This window comes from Pseudomyxococcus flavus (genome assembly GCF_050038885.1).
Lineage (GTDB): Bacteria > Myxococcota > Myxococcia > Myxococcales > Myxococcaceae > Myxococcus > Myxococcus flavus.
Map to the genome: position 1 here is coordinate 8,785,784 of NZ_CP143624.1, position 19,970 is coordinate 8,805,753.

Below are 19,970 nucleotides of genomic sequence, written 5' to 3' on the forward strand. Positions count from 1 at the left end.
TGCTAGCCATCGCTAAACTGGCTTGTCAACGAACGCAAGATGACCCGCATACGCATCGGACAGCGCTGGAAACGCGAACCCGCGGCTTCCCCGCTCGATTCCATCGCACTGGAACTGGACGGGGTGGACCTTCTGTCCGGGGCCGTGGAGGAGTCTCTACCAGAAGTGGTGCCCTCCCTGGTGCGCACAGTTGCGGCCCTATACGGAGGGAGACAGAGGCTGGCTCAGGTCTCCCTGCCCGAGGCCCACCTGGAGCTGGTGCTCCGGCGCCTGGGGTCCGAGGTCGAGCTGCTGGTGGCCAACCTCTCGCGTCCGGCCCGGCTGATGCGCCCCCCCGTGAGGGTCGACCTGGAGGAGCTGGCGGAGGCCACCCGTGAGGCCGGGGAGCGCTTCCTGGCGGACGTCACCCAATCCGGCCCCAGGGCGCTCGCGACCACGCTGGCCCAGGCGCTGAAGGAGCCGTTGAAGGGGCTGCGCCGCCCCACCCGCCCACCGGACGAGCCCCCCGCGCGTCCCGCCACCCGGCGGCACGAGCCCTCGGAGCTCCCCGGCTTTGGCTTCGAGCTCCGGGACGCCGGCCTCCCCACCGGCCGCGCGGCCGCGAGGGGCACGTCGGGCCTGCTGGCACCGCTCCTGGCCGGGGGCGAGGTGTGGCTGGCGCTGCCTGGCAGGCCCGAGGCCTGGCGAATCCCCGGCCCCCCCTTCCTCACCGTGCTGGAGCTGTCCCGCCTGGCCGTGGAGCTGTCGCGCGCCGTGGAGCTGGGCGAGGCCCGCTTCGAGCTCGCTCCCGCGGGCGCCAGGCCCCCGCTGCTGCTGGACCTGAAGACGGGCCAGGCGAAGGCCGGCCGCACGGGAACCCCCTTCCCGCTCGCGGGCAACGTGCTCGCCGCCGCCCTCTTCCACCTGGGCGAAGCCCTCGCGTCGGCCTTCGCGGAAGCGGACCGGGCCCTGGTGAGCAACACCTATCGGGTGGAGCTGGCGGAGCGCTGCCGGGAGGGCCTCTCCCACCTGCGAAGCCCGGTCCAGCCTCCCGCGGCCCAGGGCGCGGCGCGGGAGAAGAAGCCCCGCCCCGGACAGGGCGCCACGCGGCCACTGAAGGTTCCAGGGCGCCTGCGGAGGCTGCGCTTCGCGAAGCTGTGGGAGCAGCGAGGCCTTCCGGACGCGGAGGAGGCCCGGCTGCTGCTCGGCCGCCACGGGCCGGTGTACTGCGCGCCGCAGCTGGCGTCCGCGTTCGCCCGCAAGGACGGCGCGCTCCTGTGGAAGCGCGCCGCGGCGCTGGGCGTAGCCGCTTCAGCGGATGGCCACGCGGTGGCGGCGGATATCGCACGCGTCTACGGCTTCACGGGCCGCGGAGGCGGCGCGCGCTGGCTCCATGACCATGATGGCATCCCACTGGGGCCACTGCTGCTGCGCAAGGACGGGCTGCTGCTCACGCTCTCCGAGGACCGCACCGTCGTGGCGTTCGCCGAGGCCACCGGCCGCGAAATCTGGCGGCTGGCCCCGCCCCGGACGCAGCGGAGCTGGCTGGCCACGCAGGGGCACCGCGCGCTGGTGGGGACGGACTCGGGCTACCTCTACGGGCTCGATCTGGAGGACGGGCAGGTGCGCTACCGCATGCGGGCCCCCATGCCCTTCCACGGCGCGCCCGTGACGTGGGGCAAGCGGTTCCTGGCCATGCTGGGCCGCGGCTCGCACTGGGCGCTGCTGCTCGCGGACGCGCACACCGGCGAGTCGGTGTGGACGCATGAGCCCGACCTTTCCCACCTCTCCGCGCCGCTCCCGGTGGGCTCGCGCGTGTTCATCGCGGGCGAGCGCGAGCGAGAAGGCATGTTGCTCTGCCTGGACGCGAAGGGCCGGCGCGTGTGGGAGCGCCCCTTGAACCTGGGGCCCGGCCCCTATGCGCTGGCGCCGCTGCCGCGCGCGGTGGTGGTGACCAGCGCCTCGGGCGCTGCCGCGCGGGTGGCGGCCTCCGGCACGGTGGACTGGCGGGTGGGCGCCGCGGGCGAGCCGCTCATCAGCGCGCTGCCGGCGCACACGGCGCGAGACGTCACACTGGTGCCGGGCGAGCGGGTGCGCGCCGTGGACCCACGCGGCGGTCAGGTGCTCGCGGAGGTCCAGGCCGGCGTGGGGCTCGTCGCGCTCCAGGCGGACGTGCGCCTCAACCTCTTCTTCCTGGACGACGCCGGCACGCTGTCCGCGTACCGGCTCGGCTCTCACTTCGCCGTCGTGGAGTAGCCCCCGGGCCGCCTAGTTCTGCGCGGCCTTCGACGGGTCGATCTCCTCCTCGGGGCGCTCCTCCTGGGTGGCGCCCTCCCACGACTCGCCCGCGCCGAGCTTCCAGTCGGACGGCACGTCCACCTTCCACACGTAGGTGGACGTCGCCGTCCCCCCCGACGCCGCGCTCGAGGTGAGGTTGATGGTCATCTCCATCTTCTCCACCTCGTTCGGCAGCAGGTCCAGGTCGTAGTGGCCCAGCACCATCTGCGGCGGGAACTCGCGAATGAAGCGCTCCGGGTGGTCGATCTTCATCGACGGATCCGCGCCGCGCATCTCGCCCAGCAGCTTCCCCTTCGCGTCGGTGAGCTTCCACACCGTGTCGAACGAGGCGCTGGTCACCATCTTCAGCACCTTGCCATCGTCCTTGAGCACCCGCTGCGCGCCCCACACCGCCAGCTGCAGGCGAATCTGCGGCTTGCCCAGCACCATCACCACGTCCGACGAGATGATGTCCAGGCGCATGCCCTTGTCGGTGGCCGTCCACACCGGGCGGTAGCGGCCCTCGCGCATGCTGTCGAACGTCTTGCGCGTGTACTCGTAGAAGGCCTTGCGGTCATTGGCGCGGTCATCCTTCGCGCCGCTCTCCGCGCGCTTCTCCAGCTCCAGCAGGTAGTCGTCGAACTTCGTGTTCCCGTTGAAGCGCGCGAGGTGCGCGTCCACCTGGTCGAAGTAGCCCTTGAAGAAGGGTTTCAGCTCATCGCGGTAGCTGGCCTCGTCCGGGTTGGCGCGCATCCAGCCGACACGCTCGAGGTACTCCGCATGGATTCGTTGCTGATCCGCGTCGCGCTGCGCCTCCAGCGCGCGGCCGCTCGCGCTGCGGTAGCTCATGACGGCGGCCAGCAGCACGCCCGCGACGATGACGATGACTCCGAAGTAGCGCTTCACGCGGCAGTCTCCTGTGCCTTTGCCCCAGCAGTGATATGAAAATTCCCCAACGTGATCCAGGCCACCGGCACCCACGTGTTCACCACGCCCCTTCCCTTGGAGGAAGGAGAGCTGCTGGGCCATTCCCAGGTGGCCTGGGCGGCCTACGGAGAACCATCAGACGGGAAAGCGGTGGTGTTGCTGCACGACCTCGCCTGCTCGCACCTCGCGTTGGGTCCACCAGAAGACTCGGCGTACCAGCCATCTGGCTGGGGCAAGGCCCTGGTGGGAACGAACCTCGCGTTGGACCCGGCGGTGACGCCCGTCATCGTTCCCGGGCTGCTGGGCAGTCCGTTCGGCAGCACGTCACCGGCGACGATCAATCCCGCGACGGGCGCGCGCTGGGGCCTGGAGCTGCCGCCGCTCACCGTGCAGGACATGGCGCGCGGCGTGTCCGCGACCCTGCGAGCGCTGGGCCTGAGCCACGTGCGGGCCCTGGTTGGCGTGGGCCTGGGGGGCCACGTGGCCTTGCGGCTGGCGGCCCTGTTCCCCGACCTCGCCGAAGGCGTGGTGATCATCGGCGCGGCCCGCGCGTTGCCGGAGGGCGTGCGCGAGAAGCTGGGCCTCTCCTGGCAGGTGCTGCGCGCGGACCCGGACTACCGCGACGGGCTCTATGCGGTGGACGCACCGCCGCGGAAGACGATGCGCAAGCTCCGCCTCGACTTCCAGAAGCTCCAGTGCGGGCGTGAGCACCTGGCCAGCGCGTTCCCGGATGCCGAGTCCGCGCGCGCGGCACTGGAGGCCGAGGCGGACGCCTTCGCGGACACCTTCGACGCCGTGTCCTGGGCGTCGCTGTGCTCGGCCTACGCAGGCAGTGATGTCTCGGATGGCTTCGCGCAGATTCGCGCGCGCGTGCTGCTGGTGGCGGGCGCGTCGGACGCCATGGCCCCCGTGAACCGGGTGCGGGACACCTACCACCTGCTGAGCGCCGCGGGCGTGAGCGCCCGCTTCCTGGAGCTGCCAGGCCCGGGCGACCATGCCGCGCTGCTCCTGGACGCGGAGCGGCTCCACGCGCCCCTGAGCGACTTCCTGCGGCGGTGCTGACTACTCGCGCGGCGGAGCGCCGGAGAGCTTCCCGCGAAGCGCGCCCACCAGCATGCCAATGGCAATCTCGTTGTTGCCGCCGTGCGGGATGATGATGTCCGCGAAGTGCTTGGACGGCTCCACGAAGCCCATGTGCATGGGCCGCACGTGACGCAGGTACTGGCTCACCACGTGGTCGAAGTCGCGGCCCCGGTCCTTGATGTCGCGCGTGAGGCGCCGGAGGATGCGCAGGTCATCGTCCGCGTCGACGTAGATCTTCACGTCCATCTCATCCCGGACCTCCTTCATGTGGAGGACGAGGATGCCCTCGATGAGGATGATGTCGCCGGGGTCGACCTTCTTCGTCTGTGGCAGACGGGACGAGGTGACGAAGTCGTAGACAGGCTTCTGGATGGCCTGCCCGGACTTCAACGCCTGCAGGTGCTTGACCAGCAGCTCCCTGTCGAAGGCATCCGGGTGATCGAAGTTCACCTCGCGCCGCTCCGCCAGCGGGAGGTCCTTCAGGTCCCGGTAGTACGAGTCCTGATCGATGAAGGCCACGCGGCAATCAGCCAATGCCTCGCGAACCTTGCGGGCAACGGTGGTCTTGCCGGACGCGGTGCCGCCCGCGATGCCGACGACGAGGGGGGACGCCATGGCGGCGCGACGTATCTTACCGAGGGCGGTCAACGCAAGGGCTCGGTCCAATCCTGGACATTTCTTGGCCTATCCCCGGCGGATCAGCCCGCGCCCACTTGCCTCGTCCAGCAGCGCGGGCGCGACATCCGCCTCCGCCACGGGCTGTGCCGCCAATTTTCCAAGGAATCCAGATAACGCTGCGGGTGCCGTCATCACCTCGGGCGTCCCCGCCCTGCGGCGGACGATGAATGACCACGGCCCGGGGCCGGGCCGCTCCGCGACCTGGCGCAGCGTCTCCAGCCCGGACAGCTCCAACGTCCCGCACGCCCACGCACGAGCCGTGAGGTGGCGCCGCACGGCGCGCGCGGCATAGACGAGCTCGGACAGGTCCACGGGGAGCGAGCCGATTCGCACATCGTCCCTCAACCCCACCTGCCCCGGCCCGGGGGCGGGCACTCGTCGCATGAACAGCGAGGGCAGCAGCATCTCCAGCGCCAGCGCGGCGGATGCCCCCTCCTCCGGGCGCTCGCGGAGCCGGCGCATGGCCCACGAGCCAAAGGCCTGGGCTGGCGAGCGCCCGCCTGCCTCGAAGACCTTCCGGAACTCCTTCGAGCCCGTGAAGGCCACCAGGGCCTCGCGGGTCCCCGCCAGCAGCAGGCGCGTGAGCGGCCACTCCCGGTCGAGCACCTCCGCGACCACGGCCAGGCGGAAGTCCTGATCCGCCAGCGTGCCCGCTTCGTCTTCCACGGTGCTGGCGGGCGCGGCAGCATAGCCCGCGTCGAACAAGGCCCAGGGCCTGCTCTCCTCCGTCAAGGGAGGCGCGGCGAGCTCTCGCGGCGCACGGAGCGTCAGTGGCGGGCGCGGCCCCGCGGGCACCAGCTTGCGCAGGCGGCGCAGGGAGGCCAGGGCCACCTCGGGCGGGTGACCGTCGCCTTCGAAGGTGACGGCGCGCAGCGACGGGCAGCGGGGAATCAGTGACGCCAGCAGCGTGAACAGCTCCTCGCGCACCGGCTGTGTATGGTCGTCCACGTAGAAGCGGCGCGCCCCCCGGTGCGTCACCACGCCCCCCGCGATGTGCAGCTCGATGACCTGGTCGAGCGGGAAGCCATCCAGGCCGGCCTCCAGCGGGAGCCCCGCGGAGAGCTGGTGGCTGAACAGGTGCCCCAGGTCCAGGAGCAGCGGCAAGCCGGTACGTGCATGCAGCTTCGCCATGAAGTCGAGCACGTGCCACTGCCCGCGCCTCGCCAGCACCGCGGGGTTCTCCAGCGCGAGCGGCATGGACAGGTGTCGCTGCACGTGCAGCGCGTGCGACACGCACTCCTCCAGGCCCGCCTCGTTGAAGGGCGGCGTGAAGTAGAGGTAGCCGGGAAAGGGCTGGCCCTCCACGTGCCACCAGCCCACGTCATTGCCCACCCACGGGCTCTCCACGGCACGCGCATGGGCATCCAGGTCCGTCAGCGCCTTCGTGGGCTCCAGCGCGGGGCCCCAGAGGTTGAGGTGGACGGGGTGGAACAGCACCGGGACCTCGTGCCGGCGGCGCCACATCTCGGGGAACAGGGAGGCGTGCGCCCGGGACTCCTCCAGCGACAGCGGCGCGCTGTATTCCACGTAGTCGAAGAGGCCCGGAGCCTCGTCGAGCAACCGGTAGGGCTGCGGCACATCCGCCACGCTCAGGTTGCTGCTCAGGCCCAGGCCCCGCCAGGGCAGTGTCCACGCTTCGGGCGCTGCATGCGTCATCCTCTCAACGTAGACGCACCGGGAGGCCACCGCCACACACACCTCGCTCTCCCGACGCGCTGGAGTTCCGTGACCTGGGGTAGACTCGCCGGTTCCCCCATACCCCAGGAGCTCCCGATGACCTCCGCCACTCGAGCCGAGATTGACGAGTCCAACGATCAATACCGCGGTGCCTGGAGACTGTTCGCGCTGGGCAGCAAGGGTGGCGAAGTGGTGGAGCGCCCCGACATCTACATCACCGCCTGCCACGTCACCTGGTCGATGATGAACGCCACCTTCCTGCGCGCGCCCGTCGAGACGGAACAGGCACTCGCGGCCGCCGCGGCGTCGGCGGCGCGCTACTACTCCGCGGGCAAGCACGGGTGGTGCTTCGTCATCTGCGATGACTGGCTGGCGCCGTCCGTGCGCGAAGGCGCGGCGTCCATCCTCGCGTGGTACGGCCTCAAGCCCGAGATGAGCGTCACCGGCATGGTCGCGGACACCCTGCAGCCGCCGGCCCGTCCCCTGCCCCCGTTCGACCTCCGCGCCGTCACGGACGCCTGGGGCCGGCAGGCCGTGGCCGATATCAACGCCACCGCCTACGACGTCCCACGGCACTTCGGCCGCGAGGCCTTCGACCAGGACAGCCTCTACACCGAGGACTGCCGGGGCTTCGTGGCCTGCCGGAACGACGAGCCCGCGGCCAGCACCGTGGTGCTGCGCGTGGACCAGGCCGCCTATGTGGCCCTGGTCGCGACCATGCCCCAGCATCGCCGCCAGGGCGCCGCGGAGGCGGTGATGCGGCACGCACTCGCCAAGGCCCAGCAGGCCTGGGGTACCCAGCGCACCATCCTCCACGCCACCGAGGAGGGCCAGCCCGTCTATACGCGGCTGGGCTACCGGCCGGTGACACGCTTCCGAATGTACATGGCACCGCCCCCGGGCCAGCACTGACACGCTTCGAGAGAGCGCCTGGTTTTTTCTAGCGGCTTTGAAAGCCAGGCGACTCCTCTCATTGAAGAATGCCGCTCCCGCGTGAACTGAATCCCACGCACTTCGATGGCGCAAAGGTTATGGCAGACTCCTCCGCAAGGGGGGCTTGTGTCGCGTCTTCCATTGCCCAGCCGCACGGAGTCCGTAGATGGCCAAGTGGGATGAGCTCGTCCTGGCGGTTCCTCCCCAACTGGGAGGCAGGCTGGAAGCGCCCGTCCCGGTGACGCTGCTGGAGACGCTGCTCGGCCTCCAGGACGCGCAGCTCGACCTGCTGCGCGGACTTCAGCGCGATGTGCGGCCGTTCCTGGAAGGGCCCTTCCACGCGGCAAGGACTCACCTGGACGCGGCGCGCACGGCCCACGCGGCGCGCGACGCGCAGCTCGAGCACCTGAAGTCCGCACGTGAGTGCTTCCAGGAAGCGCTGGGGCTGGAGCGCGACAAGGCGCGCCAGTCGCTCATCTCGCTGCACCTGGGCCTCTGCTGGTGGATGTTCGGCGCGGAGCGGGATGCGCGGGAGTGGCTGCAGCGGGCCCACCGCTCGGCGGTCGAGGCCATGAAGGACATCCTCATCGACGCGTCGAACGCCTCGGGCCTCACGCGCAACCGGCTCCTGGACCCGGCGCTGAACTTCTTCATGTTCTTCACCAGCGCCGCGACACTGGGCGCCGGCTACCTCTTCTGGGAGCGCGTCCTCAGCCGGTTCACCGACAAGCGCATGCGCCGCGCCCTGGGGCAGCTGGAATCCCTGGGAGACTGCGTGGACGCGCTGGGGGAGATCCGCCTCCGCATGGGAGCGCTCCCCAGCGAGGTCGCCCGCTACGAGCTGACCCACGGCGTGGATGATCGCCAGGCCGTCGCCCGCATCACCATTCGCAAGCTCATCAGCGACCGGGAGGCCATCTACTTCAACGGTCGCGAAACCCGGAGGGTCACCTGGAATGACCAGGAGCGCTCCGAGGTCCTCACCCGCGAGCTCATCTGAGCTCGGGGGCTGTCACCGTCCCGTCAAAACGTGTTTTCAGGATTGCCGCGAGCGGAACGTCAGACCGGCGCTTCATAGTAGCGGCACTTCCTAGACGGGGGCGGCGGTGATGGTTCAGACCATGCTCATCTTCATTCCAGTGATTCTCCTTTTCGCCGCGGCGGTTGCCATTCCGCGGCCCCGCCGGCGTTCGCGCCGCTAGTCAGTCCCGGCGGCCGGGGTCGACATCCCGGCCGTCTTCCCAAGCCGGAGCGGTGTAGAGTTCGACCGCCGTCGCAACTCCTCCCCTTCCGAGCACCCGTGGCCGAGCGTCCCAGCGTCCTCGTCGTCGACGATGACCCACACCTGAGAGAAATCGTCCGCTTCGCCCTGGAACAGGGGGGCTTCCGGGTGGACGAGGCCGCCGACGGCCGCGCCGCCCTGGCGCAGGTCGACCGCAGCCTCCCGGCGCTCATCGTCTTGGACATCATGATGCCGGAGCTGGACGGCCTCGCCGTCTGTCGCGAGGTCCGGCGCAAACACGAGCTTCCCATCGTCTTCCTCTCCTCGCGCGACGACGAGGTCGACCGCATCCTCGGCCTGGAGCTGGGCGGCGACGACTACCTCACCAAGCCCTTCAGTCCCCGCGAGCTGGTGGCCCGCGTGAAGGCGGTGCTGCGGCGCGCCCGGCCCGCGCCTTCGCCGGAGCCCGACGCCCCCGCGCCCCGGATGCAGGAGCGCGGCCCGCTGCGCATGGACGCCGAGCGCTGGCGCGCGTGGTGGGGCGACACCGAGGTGGTGCTCACCGTGACGGAGTTCCAGCTCCTGGCCACGCTGCTCCGCGTGCCCGGCAAGGTCTTCACCCGCGACGAGCTGATGACGCGCGTCTACGAGGACGTGGTGGTGAGCGACCGGACCATCGACAGCCACGTGCGCCGCGTGCGCCAGAAGTTCGCCACCGCGGGCGGCGAAGTCATCGAGACGGTGCATGGCCTCGGCTATCGGCTCGCCCTCCCCTGAGCGCCGCGCGCGCCCGCGCCTGTGGCTCGTGTTCGCCGCCGTGGGCGTCGCGGGCTTCGTGCTGACACTCGCCGGCCTCGCCTTCGTGCGCGTCTATGACAACCAGCTCATCCGCCAGACGGAGTCGGAGCTGATTGCCCAGGGCGCGGTGATCTCGGAGGTCTTCCGTGAGCGGCTGCGCAGCAGCGTCACGGCCAGCACCTTCGGCCGAGCGCGCACAGCGCCCTGGCCCTTCCCCATTCCCGACGACACCCGGCTGCGCCCCATCCTCCCATCGCTGCGGGCCTCCGATGCACCGCTGCCCCCCGGAGGCACGCCCAAGGCCTCGCGCGTGCCCGCCGAGCCGCTGTCCCAGGCCGCCGGGCTCCAGCTGACGCCGCTGCTCGAGCAGGTCCGGGCCGTCACCCTGGCCGGCATCCGCGTGGTGGACACGGAGGGCGTGGTGGTGGCCAGCAGCAGCCCCAGGCTGCTGGGCACGACACTGGCGGACCGCATCGAGGTGCAGCGAGCCCTCCGGGGTGAGCCCGCCAGCGTGCTGCGCCGCCGCAACGCCGAGCCCGAGGATACCCCGCTGGCATCACTCAGCCGAGACACCGGCATCCGCGTCTCGGTGGCCCTGCCCGTCCTGGAGGGCAAGCGCGTCTGGGGCGCGGTGGTGCTGACACGCACGCCCATGACCATCGCCAAGGCGACGTATGCGGACCGGTGGAACCTCACCGCCACCGGCTTCGTGCTGCTGGGCGCGGTCGGGCTCATGTCGCTGGCCGCCGCCGCGCTGGTGGGCCGGCCGGTGCGGGCCCTGGTGAAGCAGACGCGCGCCATCGCCGCCAGCGACCCCACGGGCTTCGAGCCCGTGGCCCGCCCGGTGGTCGCGGAGCTGGCCGAGCTGTCGGAATCGCTGGCGGGCATGGCCACCGCGCTGCGGGACAGGAACCAGTACATCCGCTCCTTCGCCGCCAACGTGTCGCACGAGTTCAAGACGCCCCTGGCCTCCATCCAGGGCGCGGTGGAGCTGCTGCGCGACAGCGCCGACGCCATGACGCCGGAGCAGCGCTCCCGCTTCCTCGCCAACGTGGACGCGGATGCCCGCCGCCTCACGCGGCTGGTGCAGCGCCTGCTGGAGCTGGCCCGCGCCGACTCCATGACGGCCACGTCCGCGCAGGTGGAGGTGGCCCCGCTGCTGGAGTCGCTCGCCGCCCGGGCGCGCGCGGAGGGCGTCAGCGGCCTCCACGTGACGCCACCGCCTCCGGGGTTGAAGGTGGCCCTGCCCCAGGAGGTGCTCGACGACGTGCTGTGGCAATTGGTCACCAACGCGCGCCAGCACGGGGGCGAGGACGTCCGGGTGGACCTGGCGGTGGAGCAGGACGCCGAGCCGGGTGCCGTACGCGTGGTGGTGCGGGACGATGGGCGCGGCATCTCCGAGGCCAACCAGGCGCGCATCTTCGACGCCTTCTTCACCACCGCCCGCGAGCGCGGTGGCACCGGGCTCGGATTGACGATTGCCCAGTCCATGCTCCGGGCCTTCAGCGCCCGGCTGGAGCTGCGGCCCTCGGCCAAGGGGACCGCCTTCGCGGTGGTGGTCCCCCTGCCCCGCCCTCAGCGGAAGTAGCTGCCGGAGATGTCCACGGAGTAGCCCAGCTCCAGCGTGGGCGCGGACGCCGCCACCAGGAACTGACGGAAGTGCAGCGCCTTCCCGGGCAGGCCCGCGGCCGCGGCGTCCGTGCCTTCCGAGGACTCGTACTGCTCCAGGCTCCCACCCTCACGCCGGTAGTTGAACACCGCCGGGAAGTGCGCCCGGGCGCGAAGCTCGGCCACCGGCCAGGACACGCGCGGCAGCGCCAGACTCAGACGCCCGGAGAGGTGGAAGACGCCCAGCTCACGCGACAGCACCACCTCCAGCGTCCCCGTCGTCTCTCCCAGCCGGGCCGGCGCCGCTTTCAGCGTCAACGTCCCGTCCCCTGACGTCACCGGCACGGGAATCGCGTTGAGGGTGACGCGCTCTAGCCGGTGCCCCTCCGGCAGCGCCAGCTCCAGCGGCTGCTCCCGGTCCAGGCTCAGAGCATAGCTGACGCGAAGCGTGGCGCGCCCCTCCAGCGTGGACACCCACGATGCGGTGGCCTCGGTGATGCGCGGCTCCAGCGGAGGACGCACCTGCTGCTTCTGGGCCTGCGCGGCCTGCGCCACGGCCGCCCGCCAGCCGACGCGCAGCGTGCCCTGCTGGGGATAGACGGCGTACGCCTCACCACCCGAGGCGGGCAGTGGCTCCGTCAGGGTGAACACGGAGGTGTCCGCCTCCAGCGTCAGCGGTACGGGCGCCACGTGGGGGCCGAAGCGCACCTGCGCGCGGCGCTCCGGGCCCGCCCCGGGCGAGCGGATGGAGACCCCCACGTCGAAGGCATACCGCCCCGCCTTCCGGGTGAGGAGGCACAGGTGCCCATCGACGACGCCCACGGTGGCATCCTCCAGGGTGGGCAACGTCCCCGGAAAGCTGTCCGCGTCGAGCTGGAGCAGGCGCACCTGCGTCCAGCGCCCGTCCGCCAGCACCTCCACGTCGAAGTGCCCCTCCACGACGAGGGCGTCCGCGGTGAGCCGGCCCTTGAGCTGGCTCTTCACCAGCGCCTCCGTCGGAGGGGGCGTGGCCGGCGGCGACTGGCGCTGGGCGTAGAGCGGAATCAGCTCCTCGAGCGGCACGGTGGCGGTGCCCGACGGGGTCGCGGTGGCCGAGGCATCGGCCATGGTCAGCAGCAATCCAACGATGAGCGGTACGGTCCACATGGCGGAATCAGCTCGCTTCCGGGGTGACGGGGGTGGAGGCAGCGGAAGGCACGGCGGCGCGCGAAGGCTCACCGGGCAGTGACACATCGGAGAGGAAGGCCCGCACACCGGCGCGGGTGGAGAGCACCATCAGCCCGAGCAGCGCGGCGAGAATCTCCAGCGTGTAGATGAGGCCGGTGTAGCCCTGGAGGATGACGGCGCCGGTGGGCACCACCAGCGTGGCGCCCCAGAGCGCCGCGAGCACGGACGTGCGCTCCTTCGGGAAGAGCCAGCGGACGTACACCACCACCGCCGCGCCCAGGCCCAGGGCACAGAGCGCGTACGCGGCATAGAAGTTCATGAAGGCCGCCAGGTACGCGAGCAGCACGAAGAAGAAGCCGTACACCGCGGCCAGCAGGTACGTCTCGTAGAGCGCCAGCGGGCGGCGGTGGCGCAACCCCAGCGCGGCCAGCAGCGCCAGCAAGGCCAGGAACGGCACCCACGCCCGCGTGGCCATGGTGCCCACCAGCGCGTCGAACGTCTTCTCCGAGGGCAGGATGACGCCCAGGTTGACGCCCGACTCCAGTGACTGGAACGCCCAGTCCAGCGTCACCGCGTCACCCGTGGCGTTCACGGACGAGGCGGCCAGCACACCGGCCGGGTAGTCGTAGTTCTCTCCGCCCTCCACCGCGACATGGACGCGCACGTCCCGCGCGGGCAGCGCCGGGTCCAGGCGGTACACGAACGAGTTCAACCCCCGGGCGCGGTAGCGGATGGTGAAGCGGGACGTGGCGCCCTTGGCGATGCGGCCCGTCCACACCAGCCGGTTGCCGGACTCGCCCAGGTCCAGGCTGGACTCCTTCCCGTCGACCAGGAACTGGAGCTCCGACAGCAGCACCTGGGACTTGTCCATCTCCATGGGGAAGATGAACGCCACGTCGATGTCGGTGCTCTCGCGGTTGACCACCGCGTAGTCGGCGCTGAGGGTGAAGTCGAAGCCGGAGAAGTAGCGCAGCCCCCGCTTGCGGTAGTTCATCTTCGCCTGCACCTCGACGTGCTGCCGGTCGAAGGGCAACGGCTTCAGCTCGGTGAAGATGGTGCCGCTGTGCACGTAGCGCAGCGATGGCGCGGGCTGGGCCACGGGCGCGCCCCAGCGGTCCTCCACCCCGGCGGCCAGCTCCGAGTTGGCGAAGTCCGTCCGGTCCGCCACCTGCCCGGCGATGACCGCCGTGGCGAAGACGACGATGGCCAGACTCCCGAAGACGTGGTGGGCCACGAGCCAGCGGACCACGCGGCGGAGGGTGCCCTCGGGCACGCGCGCGGGACGGGGAGGAAGCGGCGGAGGAGGTGTGTTCATGGGCGCAGGATGGGCGCCCTCCGTGCAACGCCGATGTCCCTCCTGTGCGGCTCCCGAGGAATGTTCGTGCAGAATTCGTGCAGGCCGGGGTGCACCCTCCGCCTGTCCCGGGTACACTTTGCGGCCGGTCCGCGATTGAGAAGGTCGTCATGTCCGTCCCTGGAATTGGCTTCCCTGGCCCCTGGCGGCTCCGCAAAGGAGCCGAGGAGTACGAGCTGGTCATCGTGCGAGCGGGCTCCGGGCTCGACGCAGCGCAGTTCGTCCCGGCCGGGCACATCGCCTGGCAGCTCGACCACTGGATGACGTCCGCGCGCCGGGCCCTGCTGGAGATGTACGAGGCCCTGGGCGGCATCCTTCCGTGGAACGCGAGCACACTGGAGCGCGCACGGCTGGACACGCGCGTCCGGGAACGGCTCGCGCAGGCCCTGGAGCGTGGGGAGCTGGCGGCCCTGCGCGTGGAGCGCCGCGCCGCGGCCTGGGCCTGGCCCGAGGAAATCGTGCCGCCTCCCCGGCCCGAGCCCGAGGTCACCCCGCTGGCGCGTCCGCCCGTGGAGCCCTTCACCCTCTTCCCCGACCCCGCCCGGCAGGCGGAGGCGCTCCGCCAGGCCGCTGCGGCGGGCGTGCCGTTCTGCGAGGAGTGCGAGAAGAAGAAGCAGCGGGCGGCGGCGTGAGCGCGCCTCTCCCCCAGCTTCCCGGCCTGCTGCAGTGGGTGCGTCAGGCCACGGAGGCCGCCCCGACGTCAGCGCTCTACGCCATCCTCGATGGCGCACGGGCGCCCAACATCCACCGGATGGTCCTCCATTGCGGGCTGACGCAGAGCTGCCTCTACGCGGGGAAGCTGCCCCCGGAGCTGGTGGAGGTGGCGCCCTACCTGGTGCAGCTGCGGCCCGGAGCCCCTGCGACGGAGCAGCTGCTCGCGGCTGGCTGGGGCAAGAGCTGGGGCATCTTCGTGCAGAGCCCGGCCCATCCGGATGCGCTGCGGCGGCACCTGCGGCGCTTCCTCAAGGTCAAGGACGCCCACGGCAAGACGCTCATCTTCCGCTACTACGACCCACGCGTGCTGCGCGTCTATCTGCCCACGTGCACGGACGACGAGCTGGACTTCCTCTTCGGCCCCATCGAGCAGTTCTTCGCTGAATCCGAGGACGGGGCCAGCATGCTCGCCTACGCGCGCCGCCCCGAGGACGCGCCGCCGCTCTCCATCCTCCCGACGCCGCTCGTCTGAAGCCTGTGCTGTTGCCCTGCCCGGGGCGCAAGGACGCCGCCCCGGGCGGACACTCACATCACGTCAGTGAGCCGACGTGAGCCGCCGATGGAAGGCGCTCGCCAGGCAGGACTGGTTCGCCAGGCTGTCCAGCTTCGACGCGCGCATCTCGATCTCGAAGAACTCGCGATTCAGCGACGTGTTGACGGGGTCCTGCACCACGTAGGCGATGGAGGGGTCGCTCATCCCCGTGGCGAGGAACGGGGACAGCGTGCCGAACTCGTCGATGTGCGTGAAGCCGGTCTTCGTCTCACGGCCGTGGCATCCGCTGCACGTGTTGAGCGAGAACTTGTGCCGGGCCTCGTTGACGGAGATGCCCGTGGCGCGCCAGAAGGACGTCGTGTCCGAGGCAATCCAGGGGAATGCCCCCAGGAACGGCGTGCTCGCGGTGGGGAACGTCGTCGGCACGGTGTAGGTGTTGGCGAGGATGGCGGGCGTGTTCGCGTTGATGAAGTCGCGCAGCACGGGCGTGTCGTTGTGCGCGTCGCCCGGCGTCAGCACCGTCGGCTGGCCCTGCAGGCGGTTCACCGAGGGGCCCGAGCCCATCAGGTGGAACTCGCGCAGCTCCCACGGGTAGCGCAGCCACTCCTCGTTGGTGCGAATCTGGTTGATGGCGCTGCCGTTCGGCTTGCGCGGCGCCGCGTTGCGGACCACCACCTGCTGCGTGAGGCTGGCCAGGGCGGCGTTGTAGGCCGAGCTGCCCAGCACCATGGAGGGCGCCGACAGTTCCAGCCACCGCTGCGCCCACGTCTTCACCGCGTCACACGAGCTGTGCGGCACGCCGTACTCGAAGATGACCAGGAAGGGCCGGACGCCACAGGTGCCGCTCGTGCGGTCCACCGCGGCGAAGACGAAGCGCAGCTCGCCCGCGTTGCCGGAGGCATATCCCGCCGGGCCCCGGCCGCCCCCCAGGTCCAGCCGGTTGACGATGGCCACCAGCTTGAATGGCGACCGCGTCAGGTCCAGCGCTCCACCCACGCGCGGCCACGGCGTGAGGATGTACGGCATCATGGCCGTGCGCGCCGGCACCGTCCAACCGTTGATGTTCTGATTGACGGTCCACTGCCGCAGCCAGTGCTCCGTCAGCACCGACGGCGACACGTAGGTGTTCGCCATCTCCCGCATCAGGTGGTTGAACGTCCAGACGCCGTTCGGGTTGCCGCTGTTGCTGCACGGGTCATACGTGCGCGTCGGGTCGTTGATGACGCTGGCATCGGTGATGATCAGCGAGTTCGCCGGCTTCACCGCGAACGTGATGCCCGCGGGGAAGATGGGAATGGGCACACCGGGCTGGAAGACGCTGGGCGACAGCGCCGTCAGCGGGCGCGTGGAGACGCGGACGCGGTTGTCGAACGTCGAGGCCATGAGCGGCCGCTGGGGATTGCGCGCCTGGAACTCGCGGATGCGGTCCTGCGTTGCCTGATGCGTCACGAAATCGACGTCGCCAATGGCAGAGAAGAGGCCATCGCCGGCCGTCACGTCGCCGTTGAGCCCCTGGTCATTCAAGAAGAGCTGCTGCCCTGAGTCCGATACGACAGGAACTTGCTGATGGACTTGCGCCTGGCCTTGCGCGAGCCGTGCGCGGATGAGGCTGCGCGTCCTCGACGTGAGCGTTCTATCGAGCGCGATGGCGTCCATCGACTCGACGATGGGCGCGGCCGCCACGTTCTCCTGCGCCTGCTCCTGCGTCTGGGGGAATGGCTCGTCCGGGTGGACAGGCTCTGCGCCACCGCATCCTGCCAGCAGCGTTGCGGCGACAACGCCAGACCAGACACGCAACGTGCCTGAAACCTTCCGGTTCGACTGCTTCATGGGGGACTCCTCGCGGGTGGACTGCGAAGTCGGCCCGTGCACCCCCCAGGCCAGCCTCCCCACCTCGCGCATACCCAGGCATGCCTGTCATTCCGTGCCGCAGGCCGTGACTCAACACGACACATGACCTCACGCCATGTAACTCGCGTTGTTACAGACGGACTTGCTGGCGCTGCCGCAATGCCTGTCCCGCCGGATGACGCAGCGGCGGGAGCCCGCCCTCCCCGCTCAGTCCACCGGGAGCGACTTCACCTGGAGCTGCTTCGACGCGAGGAACTCCGCGTTGAACACCTTCGACGCGTAGCGGCTGCCGTGGTCGCAGAGGAAGGTGACGATGCGCAGCCCCTCGCCACGGTGGCGGCGGGCCAGCTCCCACGCGGCGCGGACGTTGAGGGCCGCGGAGGTCCCCACCACCAGCGCGTCCTCCCGGGCCAGGTGGTAGAGCATCTCCACCATCTCCTGGTCGCCCAGGCGCATGGCCTCGTCCACGCGTGCGCGGCGGAAGTTCTCGGTGAGGCGCATGATGCCAATGCCCTCGGTGATGGACGAGCCGGGCCCCTCCATCTTCCCCTCCCGCACGAAGCTGAAGAGGCCCGAGCCCGGCGGATCCACCAGCACCACGCGCACCGCGGGGTTCTTCTCCTTGAGGTACCGGCTGACGCCGGACATCGTCCCGCCGCTGCCCACGGACGCGACGAGCACGTCCACGCGGCCCTCGCACTGCTCCCAGATTTCGGGGCCCGTCGTCTCGTAGTGAGCGTCGCCGTTGGCCGGGTTCTCGAACTGGTTCGCCCAGAAGCCGCCCTGCGCTTCCGCCAACGCGCGGGCCTGGTGGAAGAAGTGCGCGGGGTTGGCGAAGGGCACGGCGGGCACCTTGCGGACCTCCACGCCCATGGCCTCCAGCAGCTCGTACTTCTCGCGCGCCTGATTGTCCGGCATCGTCACGACGACGCGGTAGCCGCGCTCGCGGCCCAGAAGTCCCAGGCCGATGCCGGTGTTGCCCGCGGTGCCCTCGAAGATGGCGCCCCCTGGCTTGAGCAGGCCCTGTGCTTCGGCGCGCGCAATCATCCCCTTCGCGGCGCGGTCCTTGATGCTGCCGCCGGGGTTCATGAACTCGGCCTTCGCGAGAATCTCACACCCCGTCTGCCGGCTCAGCGAGCCGATGCGCAGCAAGGGGGTGTTGCCGACGGAGTCCCAGAGCGAACCGATGCGAGGCGCCATGGGGCGTGCTTAACCCGAAGGCCGGTCCCCGTCACCGGGAAGCACGCTCAATCCGCCCGCATCGCCTCCACCGGGTCGAGCTTCGCGCCGCGCGGGAGGCCGAGCCACCTTTCGAGATACCCTTGCACGGGCCCGCCTGAAGCCGTTTCTATCGGTCCCTTGCGGAGCACCATCGTTCGGAGTCAATGACAGAGATGCGCAACTCGGGAGCGACCATCGGACGTAGGCCCGCTGAGCCGGGCGAGCTCGACCTTGGCATGCATGAGCTCCGCGCGGTCGCCGGGTACGCGGCGGCGTGCGCGCGAACGGCCTTGGCGCTCTTCGAGCGTGAGCGCCCGGACGATGAGCGCCCACGGGCCGCGATCGACGCAGCGCAGGCGTTCGCGGATGGAGCCGCGCGAAGCAAGGTGCTCCGTGACGCCGCCTGGGCGGCCCAACGGGCGGCACAGGAGGCACGCGACGCGGGGCTGGCTGCCGCGAGCGACGCTGCGCGCGCGGCACTCGCTGCAGCCGGTGCGGCGTTCCTCCATCCCCTGGCAAAGGCCACGCAGGTGAAGCACATCCTCGGCGCGGCCGCGCATGCGGCACGCGCGTTCGAGCTCGCCGAGGGAGACGATCCGGCCATTGGCGCCAGCCACATCGCGCAGGCGCGGGCCCTTGCGCCGCCCGTCGTGGTGGACGTCCTGAGGCGCTACCCGGCCGCCCCGAGCGGCGGTGGGCGGGCCGGTGCGCTGCTTCGCGAGCTCGACGCGGCCTTGCGGCGATAACGTCCCCTCAATCCGCCCGCATCGCCTCCACCGGGTCGAGCTTCGCCGCGCGGGCCGCCGGGTAGATGCCGAACAGCAGGCCCACGCCGCAGCTCATGAACAGGGCCAGGGCCACCGCCCAGGGCGGCACCTGCATGGGGAAGCCCATCATCCAGTTCCCCAGGAACACCAGCCCGAAGCCCATGCCCACGCCGATGGCGCCTCCCAGCAACGCCAGGAGGATGGCCTCGGTGGCGAACTGCCCCAGGATGCGCCGCCGCTTCGCCCCCAGCGCCTTGCGCACGCCAATCTCCCGCGTCCGCTCCATCACCGACACCAGCATGATGTTGAGGATGCCGATGCCGCCCACCACCAGCGACAGCAGGCACACGCCCACGCCCGCGATGGTGATGACGCCGGAGAGCTGGTTGAACGACGCCGTCACCGACTCGTTGGTGTGGATTTCGAAGTCGTTGGGCATGTTCGGCGGCACGTCCCGGCGGCGGCGCATCAGCGCGGCCACCTCGTCCTGCGCCTTCTTGAACAGCTCCGGCTCCTTCGCCTGCACGCTGATGTCCAGCGAGCGCTTCTTGCCGAAGAGCTGGTGGAAGGCGCGCAGCGGTATCATCACCTGGTTGTCCATGCTGAACATGCCCAGCATACTGCCGCGCTTCTGGAGCAGGCCGATGACGAGGAAGGGCCGCCCCAGGATTCGCACCTCGTGGCCCACCGGGTTCATCCCAGGGAACAGCGCGTCCGACACGTCCGTCCCCAGCAGCACCACGTGCCGGCCGTCCAGCGCTTCCACCTCGTTGAAGTAGCGCCCGGCCTGGACCGCGATGCCGCTGACGATCGGGTATTCGGCGGTCGTGCCGAAGACGCGGACGGAGGGCCGCGTCTCCGCGCTCGCCGTGGTCAGCTTCTCGCCGCCCTCGTCATCGGTGGGGGCCACGATGCCCACGGACGGACAGGCCTCCGCGATGGCGCGCACATCCGGCATCTCGAAGTCCGCGCGCTTGACGTACTTGGCCCAGTTGATGCGGCCGAAGCCGCCGGCGGGCCACTTCGTCACCTGGAAGGTATGGGCCCCCATCCGCCCCAGGTCGTTGTTCACCTTGATGCGCAGGCCTTCGATGAGGCCCATCATGGTGATGACCGTGGCCACGCCAATGACGATGCCCAGCAGCGTCAGCAGCGAGCGCAGCGGGTTGCCCAGGAAGGTGCCCAGCGCCAGCCGCAGGTTGTCCAGGAACGCTCGCATCG

At 70.7% G+C, this 19,970-nt stretch carries 17 protein-coding genes; 9 read left to right on the forward strand and 8 right to left on the reverse strand.

Annotated elements, in window-relative coordinates; genetic code table 11:
• Positions 1–39 precede the first annotated feature (39 nt).
• On the forward strand, positions 40–2,235 hold the full coding sequence (locus VZL07_RS36360) for a PQQ-binding-like beta-propeller repeat protein (protein ID WP_426752537.1): 2,196 nt from the start codon (positions 40–42) through the stop codon (positions 2,233–2,235).
• Between the two features lie 12 nt (positions 2,236–2,247).
• Here the strand turns inward: VZL07_RS36360 and VZL07_RS36365 are convergent, their stop codons facing one another.
• The gene (locus VZL07_RS36365; protein ID WP_426752538.1) at positions 2,248–3,162 is read right to left on the reverse strand and encodes a hypothetical protein; all 915 of its coding nucleotides are present in this window, start codon (positions 3,160–3,162) and stop codon (positions 2,248–2,250) included.
• 51 nt (positions 3,163–3,213) lie between these two features.
• On the opposite strand from VZL07_RS36365, the gene VZL07_RS36370 reads away from it, so the two are divergent.
• The gene (locus tag VZL07_RS36370; RefSeq protein ID WP_426752539.1) at positions 3,214–4,245 is read left to right on the forward strand and encodes an alpha/beta fold hydrolase; all 1,032 of its coding nucleotides are present in this window, start codon (positions 3,214–3,216) and stop codon (positions 4,243–4,245) included.
• On the opposite strand, the gene udk is transcribed toward VZL07_RS36370, so the two are convergent.
• Complete coding sequence (gene udk / locus VZL07_RS36375; RefSeq protein WP_426752540.1) at positions 4,246–4,881, reverse strand: uridine kinase; 636 nt, start codon at positions 4,879–4,881, stop codon at positions 4,246–4,248.
• A 69-nt stretch (positions 4,882–4,950) separates the two neighbouring features.
• Complete coding sequence (locus tag VZL07_RS36380; protein WP_426752541.1) at positions 4,951–6,600, reverse strand: DUF692 domain-containing protein; 1,650 nt, start codon at positions 6,598–6,600, stop codon at positions 4,951–4,953.
• A gap of 117 nt (positions 6,601–6,717) precedes the next feature.
• On the opposite strand from VZL07_RS36380, the gene VZL07_RS36385 reads away from it, so the two are divergent.
• The 4 genes from VZL07_RS36385 to VZL07_RS36400 all read left to right on the forward strand — a co-directional run bounded on the left by VZL07_RS36385 (position 6,718) and on the right by VZL07_RS36400 (position 11,162).
• Positions 6,718–7,533 carry a GNAT family N-acetyltransferase gene (locus VZL07_RS36385; RefSeq protein ID WP_426752542.1) on the forward strand — a complete coding sequence of 272 codons (816 nt, stop codon included), beginning with the start codon at positions 6,718–6,720 and terminating at the stop codon, positions 7,531–7,533.
• 187 nt (positions 7,534–7,720) lie between these two features.
• Positions 7,721–8,554 carry a hypothetical protein gene (locus tag VZL07_RS36390; RefSeq protein WP_426752543.1) on the forward strand — a complete coding sequence of 278 codons (834 nt, stop codon included), beginning with the start codon at positions 7,721–7,723 and terminating at the stop codon, positions 8,552–8,554.
• A gap of 300 nt (positions 8,555–8,854) precedes the next feature.
• On the forward strand, positions 8,855–9,553 hold the full coding sequence (locus VZL07_RS36395) for a response regulator transcription factor (RefSeq protein ID WP_426752544.1): 699 nt from the start codon (positions 8,855–8,857) through the stop codon (positions 9,551–9,553).
• Complete coding sequence (locus tag VZL07_RS36400; protein WP_426752546.1) at positions 9,522–11,162, forward strand: ATP-binding protein; 1,641 nt, start codon at positions 9,522–9,524, stop codon at positions 11,160–11,162. Before VZL07_RS36395 ends, VZL07_RS36400 begins: the two co-directional genes overlap by 32 nt.
• Here the strand turns inward: VZL07_RS36400 and VZL07_RS36405 are convergent.
• Together VZL07_RS36405 and VZL07_RS36410 are read right to left on the reverse strand one after the other, a co-directional pair.
• Entirely contained in the window at positions 11,150–12,328 is a 1,179-nt protein-coding gene (locus VZL07_RS36405; protein WP_426752547.1) for a hypothetical protein, read from the reverse strand. The genes VZL07_RS36400 and VZL07_RS36405 overlap by 13 nt on opposite strands.
• 7 nt (positions 12,329–12,335) lie before the next feature.
• Entirely contained in the window at positions 12,336–13,664 is a 1,329-nt protein-coding gene (locus VZL07_RS36410) for a hypothetical protein (protein ID WP_426752548.1), read from the reverse strand.
• A 149-nt stretch (positions 13,665–13,813) separates the two neighbouring features.
• On the opposite strand from VZL07_RS36410, the gene VZL07_RS36415 reads away from it, so the two are divergent.
• Together VZL07_RS36415 and VZL07_RS36420 are read left to right on the forward strand one after the other, a co-directional pair.
• On the forward strand, positions 13,814–14,335 hold the full coding sequence (locus VZL07_RS36415) for a hypothetical protein (protein WP_426752549.1): 522 nt from the start codon (positions 13,814–13,816) through the stop codon (positions 14,333–14,335).
• Entirely contained in the window at positions 14,332–14,889 is a 558-nt protein-coding gene (locus VZL07_RS36420) for a DUF4123 domain-containing protein (protein WP_426752550.1), read from the forward strand. Before VZL07_RS36415 ends, VZL07_RS36420 begins: the two co-directional genes overlap by 4 nt.
• A gap of 63 nt (positions 14,890–14,952) precedes the next feature.
• Here the strand turns inward: VZL07_RS36420 and VZL07_RS36425 are convergent, their stop codons facing one another.
• The gene (locus VZL07_RS36425) at positions 14,953–16,740 is read right to left on the reverse strand and encodes a hypothetical protein (protein WP_426752551.1); all 1,788 of its coding nucleotides are present in this window, start codon (positions 16,738–16,740) and stop codon (positions 14,953–14,955) included.
• A gap of 228 nt (positions 16,741–16,968) precedes the next feature.
• On the reverse strand, positions 16,969–17,961 hold the full coding sequence (locus tag VZL07_RS36430; RefSeq protein ID WP_426752552.1) for a cysteine synthase A: 993 nt from the start codon (positions 17,959–17,961) through the stop codon (positions 16,969–16,971).
• Positions 17,962–18,155: 194 nt separating this feature from the next.
• Here VZL07_RS36430 and VZL07_RS36435 point away from each other — a divergent pair, with 194 nt between their 5' ends.
• Positions 18,156–18,728: a putative immunity protein gene (locus VZL07_RS36435; protein ID WP_426752553.1), complete on the forward strand. Its 573-nt coding sequence runs from the start codon at positions 18,156–18,158 to the stop codon at positions 18,726–18,728.
• 7 nt (positions 18,729–18,735) lie between these two features.
• On the opposite strand, the gene VZL07_RS36440 is transcribed toward VZL07_RS36435, so the two are convergent.
• Complete coding sequence (locus VZL07_RS36440) at positions 18,736–19,968, reverse strand: ABC transporter permease (protein ID WP_426752555.1); 1,233 nt, start codon at positions 19,966–19,968, stop codon at positions 18,736–18,738.
• Positions 19,969–19,970: the final 2 nt, after the last annotated feature.

Bases quoted from the DNA above. Each gene is read 5' to 3' on its own strand.
- VZL07_RS36360 (WP_426752537.1), top strand. From the start codon at position 40: ATGACCCGCATACGCATCGGACAGCGCTGGAAACGCGAACCCGCGGCT.
- udk (WP_426752540.1), bottom strand. From the start codon at position 4,881: ATGGCGTCCCCCCTCGTCGTCGGCATCGCGGGCGGCACCGCGTCCGGC.
- VZL07_RS36380 (WP_426752541.1), bottom strand. From the start codon at position 6,600: ATGACGCATGCAGCGCCCGAAGCGTGGACACTGCCCTGGCGGGGCCTG.
- VZL07_RS36385 (WP_426752542.1), top strand. From the start codon at position 6,718: ATGACCTCCGCCACTCGAGCCGAGATTGACGAGTCCAACGATCAATAC.
- VZL07_RS36390 (WP_426752543.1), top strand. From the start codon at position 7,721: ATGGCCAAGTGGGATGAGCTCGTCCTGGCGGTTCCTCCCCAACTGGGA.
- VZL07_RS36400 (WP_426752546.1), top strand. From the start codon at position 9,522: ATGGCCTCGGCTATCGGCTCGCCCTCCCCTGAGCGCCGCGCGCGCCCG.
- VZL07_RS36405 (WP_426752547.1), bottom strand. From the start codon at position 12,328: ATGTGGACCGTACCGCTCATCGTTGGATTGCTGCTGACCATGGCCGAT.
- VZL07_RS36410 (WP_426752548.1), bottom strand. From the start codon at position 13,664: ATGAACACACCTCCTCCGCCGCTTCCTCCCCGTCCCGCGCGCGTGCCC.
- VZL07_RS36415 (WP_426752549.1), top strand. From the start codon at position 13,814: ATGTCCGTCCCTGGAATTGGCTTCCCTGGCCCCTGGCGGCTCCGCAAA.
- VZL07_RS36425 (WP_426752551.1), bottom strand. From the start codon at position 16,740: ATGAAGCAGTCGAACCGGAAGGTTTCAGGCACGTTGCGTGTCTGGTCT.
- VZL07_RS36430 (WP_426752552.1), bottom strand. From the start codon at position 17,961: ATGGCGCCTCGCATCGGTTCGCTCTGGGACTCCGTCGGCAACACCCCC.
- VZL07_RS36435 (WP_426752553.1), top strand. From the start codon at position 18,156: ATGCGCAACTCGGGAGCGACCATCGGACGTAGGCCCGCTGAGCCGGGC.
- VZL07_RS36440 (WP_426752555.1), bottom strand. From the start codon at position 19,968: ATGCGAGCGTTCCTGGACAACCTGCGGCTGGCGCTGGGCACCTTCCTG.